This is a genomic window from Chitinophagaceae bacterium, assembly GCA_007695095.1.
Classification (GTDB): domain Bacteria; phylum Bacteroidota; class Bacteroidia; order Chitinophagales; family REEL01; genus REEL01.
The window spans coordinates 1-14,663 of sequence record REEL01000072.1 but is presented as its reverse complement, the minus strand read 5'-3'; the positions used below and the strand labels follow the sequence as shown (position 1 = coordinate 14,663).

Below are 14,663 nucleotides of genomic sequence, written 5' to 3'. Positions count from 1 at the left end.
AAATTATGGATCCAATATCATTAGTTCTCATAGGTATAGCCATTATACTGGCAATTTTTATATTCTTTTACTTTATCCCTTTAGGGTTATGGTTTTCAGCGATACTTTCAGGTGTTCGAATAAGCCTGATTCAGTTGATTTTTATGCGTATCAGAAAGGTACCGCCTTCGGTTATTGTAAACGGATTAATTACAGCTACAAAAGCAGGTGTGCCGGTTACGAGAAATGATTTGGAAGCTCACTTTCTGGCCGGTGGTAATGTAACCAGAGTTGTTAGTGCATTGATTTCAGCAGATAAAGCCAATATTGATTTGGTCTTTGGTGCTGCAGCTGCTATTGATTTAGCCGGTCGTGATGTATTTGAAGCGGTTCAAATGTCGGTAAATCCGAAAGTAATTGAATCGCCGCCGGTTGTTGCTGTTGCAAAAGACGGTATACAGTTGATTGCTAAAACACGAGTTACCGTTCGTGCAAACATTAAGCAGTTAGTTGGTGGTGCCGGTGAAGAGACAATTATTGCAAGAGTTGGTGAAGGTATAGTAACATCTATTGGTTCTGCATCCAGTCATAAATCTGTATTAGAAAATCCGGATGTTATCTCTACCTTAGTGTTAGAAAAAGGTTTGGATTCCGGTACGGCTTTTGAGATTTTATCTATTGATATTGCAGACATTGATATTGGTAAAAACATTGGAGCGGTACTTCAGATTGATCAGGCGAATGCAGATAAAAATATTGCACAGGCAAAAGCGGAAGAGCGTAGAGCAATGGCCGTTGCATTGGAGCAGGAAATGAAAGCAAAAGCACAGGAGGCAAAAGCGAACCTAATACAGGCAGAGGCAGAAGTTCCAAAAGCTTTAGCAGAAGCCTTACGTTCCGGAAATATGGGAGCTATGGATTATTATCGTTTAGAGAATATAGTTTCGGATACGGATATGCGTCAATCAATATCTAAAGGAGATACGTCTTCGAAATCAAAAGATGACGACAAGAAAAAATAATATAGATATCGGGTAAAAAGCCGTAAAATATTTTTATTTTTGCCGTTCGAAAACGGAATCTATCGAAATAGCGGTCTCGTAGCTTAACTGGATAGAGCACCTGACTACGGATCAGGAGGTTGGGGGTTCGAATCCCTCCGAGATCACGCAAAAATTAAAGGGTTTGTACTTGTTAAAAGTGCAAACCTTTTTTTTGGGGGGAGAAAGTAGAACGAAAGTGTTGAATGTTACTAAAAGAAAAATGATTTTTTAAAGTATATTTGAGAAGTAGGGGGATTTTTGGGGGAAGGGAGAAGTTATTTTGCTATCAGGTTTCAATATCTCATGAAATCTCAATTATGAATTTAACATTAAACATCTCAAAGGCTGAAGGTTATATTAGCAAGTCTCAAATAGGCCGTGTAATATCAGAGGATTGGGTCAAAAGTAATGGATACTGCCCAAGTTGCGGAAAGCTCCCACTTAATGAATTTGTTAACAATAGACCTGTAGCTGACTTTTTTTGTAATTCTTGTGATGAAGAGTTTGAGTTAAAAAGTAAAAATGGCAAGTTTTCAAATGTAATAATAGATGGTGCGTATACTTCTATGATTGAAAGAATAAAAGCGGAGAATAACCCTAATTTCTTTTTTCTCAATTACAATAAAGAATTGAAAGTTGAAAACTTTTTGATTATTCCAAAGCAGTTTTTCACTGAAGACATCATAATTAAACGGGCACCTTTGAAAGAAACTGCAAGAAGAGCAGGTTGGATTGGCTGCAATATAGATATTTCAAAAATTTCTAAAGCAGGAAAAGTTTTTTTAGTTAAAAACTCAAATGTTATAGATGCAGAACGTGTAAATGAATCCTTTAAAAAAACTTTGTTTCTAAGACAAAAATCAAAAGTTGCAAAAGGTTGGATATTAGATATAATGAACTGCGTTGACTCAATTGATAAAGAATCTTTTTCACTTGATGAAGTATATAAATTTGAAGATAGCCTCAAAAACAAGTATCCTAATAACAATTACATTAAGGATAAAATCAGGCAGCAATTACAGTTGTTAAGAGATAGAGGGATATTAGAATTTGAGGGTCGTGGAAAATATAGAAAAATTTAAAATGAAAAAATACATCATACTAACTCCTGAAGGGCATACGATTGCACCTAATGCTGATTTTGAAGTTGAAAATTTACAAGTATTAGGAATCATTGAAAATGTCAATAATGAAAATGAGGCCATTGTAAATTTGCTTAAAGAAAACTCATGGATAATCGAAGCAGAATTCAATGTGTCAGAATTTATAATCTATGAATTACGTTGATTTAGTCGAATATATTTACCTTCTATCCTAGATTGTTCAAGTTTATCAGCGTTTTCTTTGCCGTAGGCTATAAATACGCTGGGAGAGCCGGGAGTTCCTTTTTGCTTACCTTCTATATTATAAAATTTAATCCTGCCTTTTACAAATAAAATGGCATCAGCATCATCCCAGATATGATTGAAAAAACATTTAGTTTCCGTTCTGGCAAAAATCAAAGCTATTCCGTTCCCGTGTATTTTTAACTTTTCAATCCATTTTTCCATACCTCTTCCATACGGTGGGTTCATGTAAACTCGTCCAAACCATTTTTTAGATAATCCATCATCATTCATGTTATAATTTTCTTTAGCATGAAGAAAAGGCGGATTGATAGGTGTGCAAGGATCTAAATCAAATGTTCCCAGCTTTTTTACAAGTTCCGGTGGTGTCAACCATTCAATTGTTGAATCTTTTGATTTATCGAAAGTAACATTCATTTTTGAGAATTTAAAGCAAATATCAGATCATTTTTTCAACAATGCAAGCATAATTGGATCTAAATCAATAAGTTATATACATTAGGTGTTCTTTGAAAGTATTTTAAAGTGCAGTTAATTATTAGTCATTTGAATATAGATGCATAGATTATTGAAATTTATTAAAGAAAATGCAGGCACAATAAATAATGTAAAAATCAAAATTTATTTTTCAGAAATCCTAAATGTTTTTTCATAAAAAATTACTGTTAGATTTACGGATTTCTTAAGTTTGGTTATTAAATATATACCAAACACATTGATTTTAAAGTTTCTAACTACATTTTGGGTTGTCATATTGGTTGCTACAGGTCTTTTTGCAAATGATGCAGATACTTTAGAACAAAGAGCATTTAAAGACTACGAGCACATGGGGCATGTCTTTAACTCAAATAAGCTTTTATTAGGTGAAAATGTTTTCAATGGAAGTTTTGGTTATTTATTTGCCGGTGTTCCTGTTCAGGCAGAAAGTGGATTTGTCAGAGAATACCGTCATGCAGCATACTTTTCTTTGAGAGCGCGAATGTTTGAGGAGTTTTTTGTACAAACCAGCTTGTTTAAGGATTTTAATAAAGACGCTGTTCAGATTTGGACAGCTGATTTCTACTATTCTATTGGCCGTTTTAACTGGAGACCGAATACTTTTGATTACGGTTATGAAAATTATGTAAACAACAAATTTACTGATAATATTCAAACACTTGGGGATAAGTTTTTGCAAGGATTTTTTTTCGGTTCTTATAAACACAGTTTACCCACTAAGTTTATGGAGGCAATCAGATTGGATGAAAGCACAAGTTTAATTTTTAACTGGTTTCTTCGTTATCATATTAATTATTTAGATGAGTTTGAAGAAATTCATGGCGGGATTTTTGATGGTAAGCTTATCACAGGTGTTTCCTGTCGTTTCACTGTTTTTAAAAATTTTTATTTGGAAAGTGCATTTTACTATTATCCTGAAGAACATAAAAAAGCTCCCTGGGATCCTGATTTTACTTATGGTTTCGGGTATTTTGACTGGAGAGCTTTCAGGCTTTCGCTAACTTATGGGAATTGGGTGGTAAACAGATTGCCCTGGAATGAAAAAGAAATTGAGAATTACGGATTTATTGACGGAGAGTTCAGACTTTCATTTAATTATGCATGGTAAGATGAAAATTAAAAGTTTACATTATTTTTCTGTGATGTGTGTTTTAATCACTGCTTTATTTACTGTTAATTCAGCTAATGCACAATTGAAATCTTTAATAGAAGATTTTGAAGGTTTTGCAGATGGGCAAAAGAGCTTTGAAAAAGAAGGGCTGTTCTCCTATGGCAGTATCGAATTAAAAACAATACGTGAAAAGACAAAAGGCTTTGGGTATTCCGGTAGGAGGGCAATGCAAGTTAAATGGTCCGGTGATGAATACTTTGGAGGTTGGGGGAAAGGACTTGGCTTGTTCAAACATTTAAACCATGAAACAGACCATTTTAATTTTTATATTTTAAATCCGGTAAAAAATGATAAAAACACATTGAGAATTATTATTCAAGATGATGATAACCATAGTGGAAAATTTGAAGAAGAACATGATGATTCATGGGAATATACTTTAGAATTAAAAGCTTCAGATGAATGGCAGTTGATTTCTGTTCCACTCAAAGATTTTGAAAATGCAAATGAAGGGGGAGACGGAATATTTAATATTAATTACAGGGGTGGTATGTTGCTGGGTGTAGTGTTTGATTTTCCCGATATAGAGCAATATAGCTCGCACCAAAAGTGGTACTTTGACTTTCTTTCATTTTCAAATGGTAAATTACCTACCGGAGAAACTATTTTTCATCCGCACCCTGCTGATGAAGACGATTTTAGCACTTTAGGTGCCTGGACAGAAAAAGGTCTTGAAGGAAAGATTTCTAATATTGCTGAAGATTTTGAAAATCTTTTTAATTGTAGTGAAAAAGAAAAGAAGCAGCTTGGAGTCATTCATTTTTTTAAGCCTTTTGCTGTTGATGGAGGCCATGTTGAGAATCTATATCCGGATGTTAAAAGTATTAATACAATTGTTCAAGCCGGATATACTCCAATGATTACACTTGAGACCAGATTTATTGGTCTCGAAGACGAAAGTGTTCAGCCAAATTTATACAGTATTGTTGAAGGACATTTTGATAACTTTCTCTCCAATTGGGCAAGGCAGGTTAGTCAGATAGAAGGAGTAGTACTTTTACGTATATTACACGAATTTAACGGAGATTGGTATCCATGGTCAATCGCACAAAATGACAGAAATCCGGACTTGTATATCCGGGCATATAGACATATCAGGAATATATTCAGGAATCTCGGTGTAGATAATGTACAATTTGTCTGGTGTCCGAATTCGATGTCAACACCGCAGGAGCATTGGAATTATATTATGGATGCTTACCCCGGAGACGAATATGTCGATTTTGTAGGTCTGGATGTTTTTAATGGTGCCGGTCAAACCGGAGTTCCTGTTTGGCGCTCATTCAGGAAAGAAACAGCTGATATTTATTATATGCTGACTCAGGAGTTACCTCATAAACCTCTATTATTATGTGAAACTGCTTCACGGGAACGAATGAATGAAGAGGAAGGCCAATATTTTCAATCAAAAGCCCAATGGATAGAGCAAATGAGTGAGGCCTTGACAACGGATTTCTCTAAATTTCGCCTGGTAGTCTGGTTCAATCAGTATGAACCATTTAAGGTAGAATCTTCTTTTGAATCAAGAATGGCTTTTTTGAAGTACATTTGGGAAAATCCTCACTTTCAATCAGGCAATAGATATTTTGAGAATAGCAATGACTGATGAAACAGCTAGTGTTTTGGAGAAAAATACTAGAAGGCATTATATTCAGACAACAAATTACAATTGAAATGGAATTCCCTAAACTCTATGCATCTATGTATTTAGCTTTTATTATAGTATTTAGCTGTGTAGTTTTATTTAAACCCTACAACCCGACCATTTTTCAGATAATTTAAAGCTGTAAGAATAATACCATTGGTATTTGCAGTGATGGCCGTATTTATCTCACCGGTTTTTTCATACCTGCCTGAATACCAACCTCTTTCCGGGTCGTACAGATTTTTTACAGCATTGAGTAATACATCTGAATAGTCATCTTCATAAAGAACATACCATGAAATAGCAGCTTTTGTACTTAGTGACCTGAATTCATCAGCATCATCTCCGTTTTCAGCAACACAAACCCAGGTTTTACCATCGGCATATACGCAATTGTATACAAAATAAGGAGATTCATCAACATGATCCTCGCTCACAGCAGTTATAATTCCTGTTCTTTTGTATCTTTCTTTTTGAACTTTATAAACTCTGTATGCTAACTCCCTTGAGGTAAAATCCCAACCATATTCAATGCCATCAAGCATATAAGGCTCACTTAAAATATAGTTATGTGCAGGATGCCTGCGAATTTCCCTGGTGTCAACGGCAATGTCTTCGCCAAATATTCTTACAAATCTTAGGAAGTCGGTATATTTCATGGCTTCAGAAACATCATAACCGGCCATCATTAAGCCTCTTGCGCAATATTGCTCATAGCCGAGTTTCCCTTCCTGCACACTCATTGGTTGCCCGTCTTTTGGATTAAATACCAAACCATACATGGTTGCTTTATCTATCATTTTATCTATTTGCCAATGACCGATGGCATTTCTGAGCAATGAATGATATGCCGGATAATCAAAAACTACTTTGTTAACAAAACTAAAAAATCTTCCAATGTCAAGAGCTGACCAACCAACACCCATTTCTGTAGGCTGATCGGCATAGTCAACCATTTGAAGGGAAATGGCATTATAAACTTTATTCGGTAATTTGTCCCTGTATAGTTGAATTTCAGAAAGAGACTGAATGTAGGTAGTTAGTCTATTATCAAACTCAAAACTGTCAATAATACCTATTTCATAAGCTGAAATCATCCCTAACATATAACTGGTTAAGTCCCATAATGTAGCCGCCGGATAATCTTGTACACTATTGACAAATCCGGTTTCTTCATGATAATTATTCTCAAAATATGTCCAGGCAATCCGGGCAAACTCCATTTCTTGTTCAGACAAAGTACCTTTAGGCTCACGAAGCGGATATTCTGCTCTTTTTTGAATAATGACTTCTTTAGTGAATATATCTCTGTAGAAGCCGAAATCAGAAGGCTTGAGCTGCTCAAGCCATAAGACTAAATGAACAGCCAACAAAAGGCAAACAATAAAAAAAACAGGCTTAATCAAAAAGTTAGCATTGAACTTGGACATTTTTTTACTTTTTTATGAAGATAATTCTAATTCGTCAGGTTGCCAATAAGCAGCCCTGATAATGACATTTAGATTATAAATATTAAATAGACCCCAAAATACATTAGCGGCAAATCCGGAAACACTGGGGTGTAAATTAAAAGCAATGAGCCAGGAATTGTATAAAATACCTAAAACAGTTAATGTAATAATAACAATATGGGGAATGACATGTACTAAATTTTTTCCTGTTTGCCTATCTTTTGGTGTTACATTAAACTGCACTTTTTTTCCTGAAATAGCAGTAAATAAAGACATAAGCATTAACCAAAAGCTATTGATATAATACTGGTCACCTCTTTTTGTAGAAATGCCCCAGCAGCCAACAGCCATTAAGACTGTATGCATGACCAAAAATGGCACAAAAAATTTGAAGAAATCAAAATTAAACGCCTGAATGGGGGGAGTTAAGGTAAAAAAGAAAATGATGGGGCTAAGTAAAAAAACAATAATCCATAAAGGAGCAAAATAAGACCAGATTGTCGTAAAGTAGGAGAGTCTTTGCATCAGGCTTAGCCCACCCATCGTTATTGGGTTAGATTTAAATGCAATTTCCAGTGATCCGGAGGCATATCTGGTTCGTTGCTTTACCCAACTATCCAAATCCTGTGGTGACAACATTTTACACTCTACGTCAGGATGCTGATAACTTTTCCATTTTTTTTCCTTGTCTGCATGTAATAAAAGTGAAGTGTAAATATCCTCAGAAGCATGATAATGAAAAGGACGTGGTTGTTCAGCAGTAATGGCTTCATTTATTTGCTCAGTTAAATCAGCTTCATTTTTAACAGACTTTTTTAAGTAACTGATTTTATTTTGCACATTTTTTGTGTAGGTCTTTACCGCCAGATTCATAACAGCTTCCCTTCTTTGAATAGAGCCTGCACCACAACAAAAAGCAGCATTATATAAATTTCTTTTTCTTAAAATCACGTCATAAAAAACCCTGGGGTCATTACCGAAAACATCATTTTGCATTTTAATTCTCTGTGTAATAAAACCGCTAATTTTTCCTAGGGCTTTCCATACACCTGATTTTCGACTAATGAGATAATCTTTTAAAGATACAGATTCAGTAAGGTCATAAAACCACTGTGGTGTCTGTACCCAGGCCATTTGGTGATTCCTGAAATAGCCGGTGGTATTTTCCAATAATCCTTCAAAAGGGCGAGTGTCTGCATCAAGAATAACAAACAAATCTCCGGAAGTTTGAGCCAGCGCATTTCGTAAATTCCCGGCTTTGTAGCCTTCGTTGTTTTCACGTGTAAAATATCCGGCACCTTCTTCAATTGCAACCTGCTTCATGTTTTGTGCTTCCGGATTCCGGCCATCCCGCCTGCCGTCATCTATCACATAAACTTTAACATCTACTTCTTTGTGTGGATATTTCATCTTACAGGCATCCCGGATGCTGTATCTGACTAACTCAGCATCTTCATTGTAAGTAGCAATAAAAACATCAATCTTTAACGGACGGTCTTCTCTTCCGTTTAGTGGTTCAATATCAGAAAGGTTTTTAACAGGTTTTTTCTTTTTTTGGTCTTTATTTGACCAATAATTAATTACAATCAAAAAAGTACCCACAAAACTAAGAGTTTCAGCAGCTACCAAAGGTACAGAAAACCAAATGGCTTCAAGATTAAGTGAAAAAGTCCATCTCCAATAAAGATACAAACAACCTAATGCAATTGTAATTACTGCAAGAAGTTGGAAGAAATAATCTCTGGCTTCATTTTCAGGAAGAGATTTGTAGGGCTTTCTGGTTTCAAATTTTGTAAAGTAAAACTCTTTCAAGTAATTTTTATTTGTAATTGATAATTAGGAAAAACTTTAAGGATTTTTAGAACTATGATTTTGTTATTTAATTTCTAAAATGTCTTTAAAATAAATCTGTTCTTTTATTTCCTGTCTCAATCCGGTAAACACTAAGTTAATGTTTTCTTTAATTGCTGCTTGATTCAGTTCTATTAAAGCGAGCATACCGGAGTTGTTGATATGTTTAACATTATCAAAATTTAAGTAAATCGTATTTTTGTCTTCAGCTTTCAGCTCATCAAAATCTTTTAACAGCAAAAGGCGGGAATTTGCATCAAGTTCATTAAAGATTATTTTATATTGATTTTCACTTATTTTACTAAGGGATTGCATGTTGAATTTTTTACGATCTATATTTATATATAATCATTTTTACGGTCTAAAATAGTAATTGTTTGGGTAACTAATTAATTGTTGAACGAAATATACATATTAATTTTAGCCATTAGTATGAAAAGCTTTTTGCATTTAATGACTAAAATTATATGTTCTACTTTATCTTTAAAATTAATTGCATTAGTAATAAATGGGTGGTTGTTTAGAGCGATTTTAAAACGATATTTCTCCAATAAATAGTGACTGATGAATTATAGCTATTATGCCTTATTAAATTATTTGAAGTGATTTCTACATAAATATTGAACCACATTACAATTGTTTTTTATTTTTGCCGACTTTCATTTTTATTCAACCTTTTTATACTTTTTATGAAAAAACATTTTGTCATATTATTTGTCTTCATGACAATAGCACTTAGCAGTTCTTTTAAAATTGTCAAATCACAGGTAGCCGAACAGGATTCACTGGCTTTATTAGCAATTTATGAAGCGTTAGAAGGTGAAAATTGGACTTTCTGGAGAAATTGGAGTAAAAATTTCCCTGTTTCAAGTTGGAGTGGAGTAACAGTAGAAGAAATTTCGGATGAAGGTTTTAGGGTAACCCGGCTGAATTTATGGAGAAACGGTATGACTGGTGAATTACCTGAAGAAATGGGCGATCTGACTTTTTTAAAAGAATTTAATTTTAATGAAAATAATATTAAAGGCAATTTTCCGGAATCTTTTAGAAATTTAAAACACCTTAAAGATATTTCAGTCACCGATAATCAACTGTCAGGTCCTCTGCCGGACTTTTTGTCTGAATTAACTTCGCTTGAAGTTATTGGTTTTGGAATTAATAATTTTTCCGGATCATTACCTGAATCATGGGGAGAGTTAATTAATCTACGAGATTTATACCTTCAAACGAATAATCTTTCCGGTGAGCTTCCTCCATCTTATGGAAAGCTGGAGAACCTGATATACCTGGCACTCAATTCTAATGAGTTTACCGGAGAATTGCCTGCCGAATGGGGGAGTCTTGAAAATCTTAAGGAACTTATAATCTGGGATAATCAATTGTCAGGCATGTTACCACCTGAAATAGGAAATCTGAAAAATCTGGAATATATGGATATTGCAGGAAATGATTTTAGCGGTCCATTACCGGAGTCAATGAAAGATTTAATAAATGTGACAGAAATGCACATAGGTCATAATAATTGGGGAGAAGAGTTTCCTCTTTTTTTAACTGAATTGCCAAAGCTGGAAATTCTTTATTACAATAAAACAGGTTTAACGTCTGTACCGGAAGAAATCGGCAATATGACAAACCTGAAAGGCTTATCATTAAATCACAATAAATTGGGAGGCGAATTTCCCATGATATTGACCAATCTTAAAAACTTAGAGTTTTTATACCTTTGGAATACCGGACTTGAAGGAGAAATACCTAAAGAGTTGTTTGAGTTGAAAAATTTACGTTCTATTGCTATTGGTTACAATAATTTTACCGGTGCTATACCTGATGAATTATTGAACCTGACGTATTTACATGAATTTCAGGTTGATAATAATCAACTTACCGGATTTCCCGATCTTTCAGAAAATCAATTTGTAACCCGCCCGGAGTTTAGCATACAGCAAAACTATTTTCAGTTTGATGTAATGGAAACTATTGTAAACAACGGATTTGTGCTTGCCACTTCAGAGCAAAAGCCAATTGTGCTTTTAGAGAATATTAGTTCAGAAAATGGCAATGCTCTGCAAATAGAAGTTGATTTAAACGGGAGCATTTTGCTTTATCAGTGGTATAGAGATGGTGAACTAATAGCTGAAACTGAAGAACCTTTGCTTTTAATTGAAAGTGCAGATGCAAGTCATTCAGGGCAATGGTATGTTGAAGTAACACATGAGAGTATAGTTGATGCCCGTTTGAGAACTAATGAAATTGAAGTAATTATCAATTAAGCTGCTTTTTTTAAACACATTTATAGCATCAATGTAATACGATCTTTTTGAATCTTTTTTCTATCGAAGTATTGTCTAAGTTTTTAAATTCTAAGAAATAAATGCCGGGTGGTAAATCAGTATTAACAATTTTGGTTTGATTGGATTGAAGCTTATAAACGCCTTCCAATCGACCGTAAACATTATATAATTTCACTTCGTATCTATTTGTCTGATTGCTTTCAATTTCAATATTAAAAACACCATCATTGGGATTGGGGTATATGTTTATATAGTTTTCATCCGCTTTTATTTCATTTACTGAAGTTGTGTCATCTTCTTCCTGTGGATGAATCAATACCGGAAAATAACTTGTATATGAGCAGTTAAAACTATCACTGACTGTTAGTCCGACTTCTCCGTTACCTTCTTCCAACCAGGTAACAATTATGCTGTAATCATTTGATTCGTCCACTACCGCTCCATTTAAAACATGCCAATCATAATTGAATTCAGGATTAAAAATTGTAAACAAAGTAACGGTATCGTGTAAATTTACTTCAGGTGGGCCACCTATATCAAATTCCTGAATAAGGTTATCCGGAATAATAGGATTTTCAGGAGCTTCACCGGGAGCAACTATAATGTCGTCAATTCGCAATAAGTCACGGGCACCGGAACTTTGAGATAAACGTTCACCGCTATAATAATACCTCCAGAAAAATTCAATACATTCCTGATTGATAAGATGTTCCGGAAGATTGTAAGGCCCAAAAATACTATCATGACCATCATTTAGATTTCCTTCATACTCCACGATTTGCCCGTTTTCATCTGTAAAATCAATAAAAGCACCCTGACTACCAATTCTGTATTGTAAACGGATGTTATATTTCCTTGATTGAGCCAAAACAGTTCCGCCTGTCCATTGAATATGAGCATCATCTACCTCTGTAGTGTTTATACGCAAAATAGCACCACCCAATCGGGTTCCGGGATATCCGGGATTTCCGTCTGCATTGCCGGTATTAATAAATCCTACTCCCTGTTGATTTAAGCCCAGTATGCGTGTTCTGTTATCCAGATTATATTCACCGTAGGTTATTCCGTCAATTTCAGCATCTATACCGGGGTCTTGCTGATCCATATATACAAAATTCATGGCCAATGGAAACGATCCGGTATCAGCATTTTCAGACCAATAGTCAAAAGAATAAGGACAAGTCAATACAAAAGATGTTTCATTTCCACAATCAAACAAACTGCTGTCTGCTTCAAAATGTGCAATAATCGTTTGCTGATTATTTAAGACATAATTAATTGATGAAGAATACAAACTTTGAGTATCTATCTCCCAGTGAGAGAAAATATAACCTGAATCGGGAATGGCTTTTAGTTTTAATGGCACTCCATCAAAATATTTACCGGTCCAGGGGTAGGGGTGAGTATCCACACCCGGACTTTCCCCATCAATTAAAATGGAGTTAATTTGTACTTTTCCTTTAGCAGTATTTGACACGTCTATAGTTAGATCATGAAGTTGAGAAATGTTAAAGTAATTGCGAATGTGATTTCTGACATGGCCGGGTCTTTGACTTGCTGCGGTTTTCATAACACTTACTCGAAATTGCCATTGGCTGTAACTACTTGGTCTCCGCCACCTACTACTGTGTTCACTCATTTCTGAATCATAATAATCTTCAAATTCAAGTATGCGATTAAGAACATAATCTTCCTTAAAAACAGTATTCAGATGGTCTGCCATACGGTTTATGAAATCATATTGAAAATTCTGATTTTGGATTAGGTTGCGCATAATTACGGTAGCTTCAATTTCATCCGGAGCGGTACTGGTAATTATGGTCATCATATCAGTTGATGCAGGAGTAAACCCAAGTGATCTGTCAACATCATACAATAACCAGCGAAAGCGACCGTCATGGCCTTTTGGTGCTGTAGAATCATAAGGTACACGCAGCCTCCAGTAATCGATATTGTTATGAGGCCAGTCTGTATTTCCAAAGTATACCTGGGCACTGTTATAATCCATAAAATTATCAACATCCAGCATAGTTTTAGCAATAGAATAAATGCTGTCATCAGTGAGGTCATTATTATCCAAAAAGTCTAGCATATCAGTAAAAAATACAGAGTCTCCTTCTTTTACAACTGCAACTCCTTCCAAAAGGTCAATATTTTCAGGATCTACGCCATAAACCCTGTTTAAGTAATGCTTATCGTATCGTTCTCTAATGTTATGAACGCCCCAGTATTCGCCGTTTATAAATGTAATTGTAGGTTGTGTTGCCTGCACATCCATATTAAAATGGGAAACAAGACTTTGTGCTACGGCATCTCTAAACATTGTCCAATTCCAGTCATTACCTGAATTTCTGAGAATAATTCGTCGAAAAGCATCATCCGGTATTTCATCAAAAAAAGGATATTCCAAATGGTTATTCCCATACAAATTTCGGGCATAAACTCGAAGAGATTTTTGCGGAAAGCTTCTGGAGTATGCGCCATGTATACGTAAACCGACCCCTTGTGAAAGCTTTAAATCACCATAAGTATCAAAATATTCAAAATGAGCTTTTCTTTCCCATTCTATTCCTCTGCCGGCAAAATTATTCGATTCATATTGATTTGGGATAGAGTTTGAACCGGGAATATAAATCCCTGTATCGGCATCAAATAGGTTTAAACTGTCTGTTATTATGGAAATTACCGGAAATGAATAGGCGTCAGAACTGTCCGGAAAAACAAAAAATGTTCCTTTTGCAGAAGCATCTATTTTTTCGGGATGATAAGCTCTGGCTTTCACGACATTTCCTTTAGAAATTAAGCCATCCGGAGGATTCCACCCTTGACTATGTCCCGAATGCCAAGTATTAGTTGGGATTAAGGAAATATTATTTGGCTCACTGCTTCTGTCATAAATTGAAATGGAGTTTGAATAAACTACTCCATTATTATCAGGATTGCTGCCGTCTAAAGTATATTTTATGGTAACGTCCGGATTTGTATGAGAAATACCTAATTGAAAGCTATTGGAATAAAAGCCTGCCGGGTGTGAAAATACCGGAGGATCTAATATGCCGGTATAAGCCTGTGATGTATTAGGCGCTTCAGGTGTTGGTGTTTGAAAAAATCGCCTGAGAGTATCCTGATACCTGCCGAATGAAACATCAGTAGGGATAAAATCAAAGCTCATCGTATCAATCACATCCTCCGTATCATAGCGATACAAGCCAACGGCATCCCCGGAAATTGAAAGCCTGAAAGGTATATGAAACTCCCCTCTGGAAGTGTCACCGCTGGCCCATAAAAGCAAATATCCGCCTGCGGGCACAACTAAGTCTAAGGAATTAGAATCAAATTGAAATTTTAAGGGATCTGAAAAATCATCGGTAATATAATGACCGGCTAA

The 14,663-nt window shown here is 35.1% G+C and carries 11 protein-coding genes and 1 tRNA gene; 7 read left to right on the top strand and 5 right to left on the bottom strand.

Annotated features, from left to right (window positions below; translation table 11 throughout):
• The first annotated feature begins 5 nt into the window (after nucleotides 1-5).
• The 4 genes from EA412_03005 to EA412_02990 all read left to right on the top strand — a co-directional run bounded on the left by EA412_03005 (nucleotide 6) and on the right by EA412_02990 (nucleotide 2,309).
• A complete protein-coding gene (locus EA412_03005; GenBank protein ID TVR81429.1) occupies nucleotides 6-1,001 on the top strand; it encodes a UPF0365 family protein in 996 nt (331 codons plus the stop codon).
• A gap of 72 nt (nucleotides 1,002-1,073) precedes the next feature.
• Nucleotides 1,074-1,147, top strand: a tRNA-Arg gene (locus tag EA412_03000).
• Between the two features lie 192 nt (nucleotides 1,148-1,339).
• Nucleotides 1,340-2,104, top strand: coding sequence for a restriction endonuclease (locus tag EA412_02995; GenBank protein ID TVR81428.1), 765 nt, complete (start codon nucleotides 1,340-1,342; stop codon nucleotides 2,102-2,104).
• Entirely contained in the window at nucleotides 2,082-2,309 is a 228-nt protein-coding gene (locus EA412_02990) for a hypothetical protein (GenBank protein TVR81427.1), read from the top strand. The genes EA412_02995 and EA412_02990 overlap by 23 nt, the downstream gene beginning before the upstream one ends.
• Here EA412_02990 and EA412_02985 read toward each other — a convergent pair.
• Nucleotides 2,294-2,785, bottom strand: a complete 492-nt coding sequence (locus tag EA412_02985; protein TVR81426.1) for an adenine methyltransferase — start codon at nucleotides 2,783-2,785, stop codon at nucleotides 2,294-2,296. The genes EA412_02990 and EA412_02985 overlap by 16 nt on opposite strands.
• A 337-nt stretch (nucleotides 2,786-3,122) precedes the next feature.
• Here EA412_02985 and EA412_02980 point away from each other — a divergent pair, with 337 nt between their 5' ends.
• Together EA412_02980 and EA412_02975 are read left to right on the top strand one after the other, a co-directional pair.
• Nucleotides 3,123-3,974, top strand: a complete 852-nt coding sequence (locus EA412_02980; GenBank protein TVR81425.1) for a hypothetical protein — start codon at nucleotides 3,123-3,125, stop codon at nucleotides 3,972-3,974.
• Nucleotides 3,904-5,643, top strand: a complete 1,740-nt coding sequence (locus EA412_02975; protein TVR81424.1) for a hypothetical protein — start codon at nucleotides 3,904-3,906, stop codon at nucleotides 5,641-5,643. The genes EA412_02980 and EA412_02975 overlap by 71 nt, the downstream gene beginning before the upstream one ends.
• Before the next feature lie 134 nt (nucleotides 5,644-5,777).
• Here EA412_02975 and EA412_02970 read toward each other — a convergent pair whose 3' ends face one another.
• From EA412_02970 to EA412_02960, 3 genes are read right to left on the bottom strand one after another with little or no spacing between them, the layout of a single operon-like run.
• Nucleotides 5,778-7,112 carry a DUF3131 domain-containing protein gene (locus EA412_02970; GenBank protein TVR81423.1) on the bottom strand — a complete coding sequence of 445 codons (1,335 nt, stop codon included), beginning with the start codon at nucleotides 7,110-7,112 and terminating at the stop codon, nucleotides 5,778-5,780.
• Between the two features lie 12 nt (nucleotides 7,113-7,124).
• Nucleotides 7,125-8,963, bottom strand: a complete 1,839-nt coding sequence (locus tag EA412_02965) for a glycosyltransferase (GenBank protein TVR81422.1) — start codon at nucleotides 8,961-8,963, stop codon at nucleotides 7,125-7,127.
• Nucleotides 8,964-9,008: 45 nt separating this feature from the next.
• A complete protein-coding gene (locus tag EA412_02960; GenBank protein TVR81421.1) occupies nucleotides 9,009-9,299 on the bottom strand; it encodes an STAS domain-containing protein in 291 nt (96 codons plus the stop codon).
• 407 nt (nucleotides 9,300-9,706) lie between these two features.
• Here EA412_02960 and EA412_02955 point away from each other — a divergent pair, with 407 nt between their 5' ends.
• Nucleotides 9,707-11,254: a hypothetical protein gene (locus tag EA412_02955; protein ID TVR81420.1), complete on the top strand. Its 1,548-nt coding sequence runs from the start codon at nucleotides 9,707-9,709 to the stop codon at nucleotides 11,252-11,254.
• A gap of 28 nt (nucleotides 11,255-11,282) precedes the next feature.
• On the opposite strand, the gene EA412_02950 is transcribed toward EA412_02955, so the two are convergent.
• Nucleotides 11,283-14,663: T9SS C-terminal target domain-containing protein (locus tag EA412_02950; GenBank protein TVR81419.1), on the bottom strand; the 3,381-nt coding region annotated here is incomplete at its 5' end.

What these genes read in the sequence shown, in the direction of transcription:
- EA412_03005 (TVR81429.1), top strand. Translation starts at nt 6, where the DNA reads ATGGATCCAATATCATTAGTTCTCATAGGTATAGCCATTATACTGGCA.
- EA412_02995 (TVR81428.1), top strand. Translation starts at nt 1,340, where the DNA reads ATGAATTTAACATTAAACATCTCAAAGGCTGAAGGTTATATTAGCAAG.
- EA412_02985 (TVR81426.1), bottom strand. Translation starts at nt 2,785, where the DNA reads ATGAATGTTACTTTCGATAAATCAAAAGATTCAACAATTGAATGGTTG.
- EA412_02975 (TVR81424.1), top strand. Translation starts at nt 3,904, where the DNA reads ATGAAAAAGAAATTGAGAATTACGGATTTATTGACGGAGAGTTCAGAC.
- EA412_02970 (TVR81423.1), bottom strand. Translation starts at nt 7,112, where the DNA reads ATGTCCAAGTTCAATGCTAACTTTTTGATTAAGCCTGTTTTTTTTATT.
- EA412_02960 (TVR81421.1), bottom strand. Translation starts at nt 9,299, where the DNA reads ATGCAATCCCTTAGTAAAATAAGTGAAAATCAATATAAAATAATCTTT.
- EA412_02955 (TVR81420.1), top strand. Translation starts at nt 9,707, where the DNA reads ATGACAATAGCACTTAGCAGTTCTTTTAAAATTGTCAAATCACAGGTA.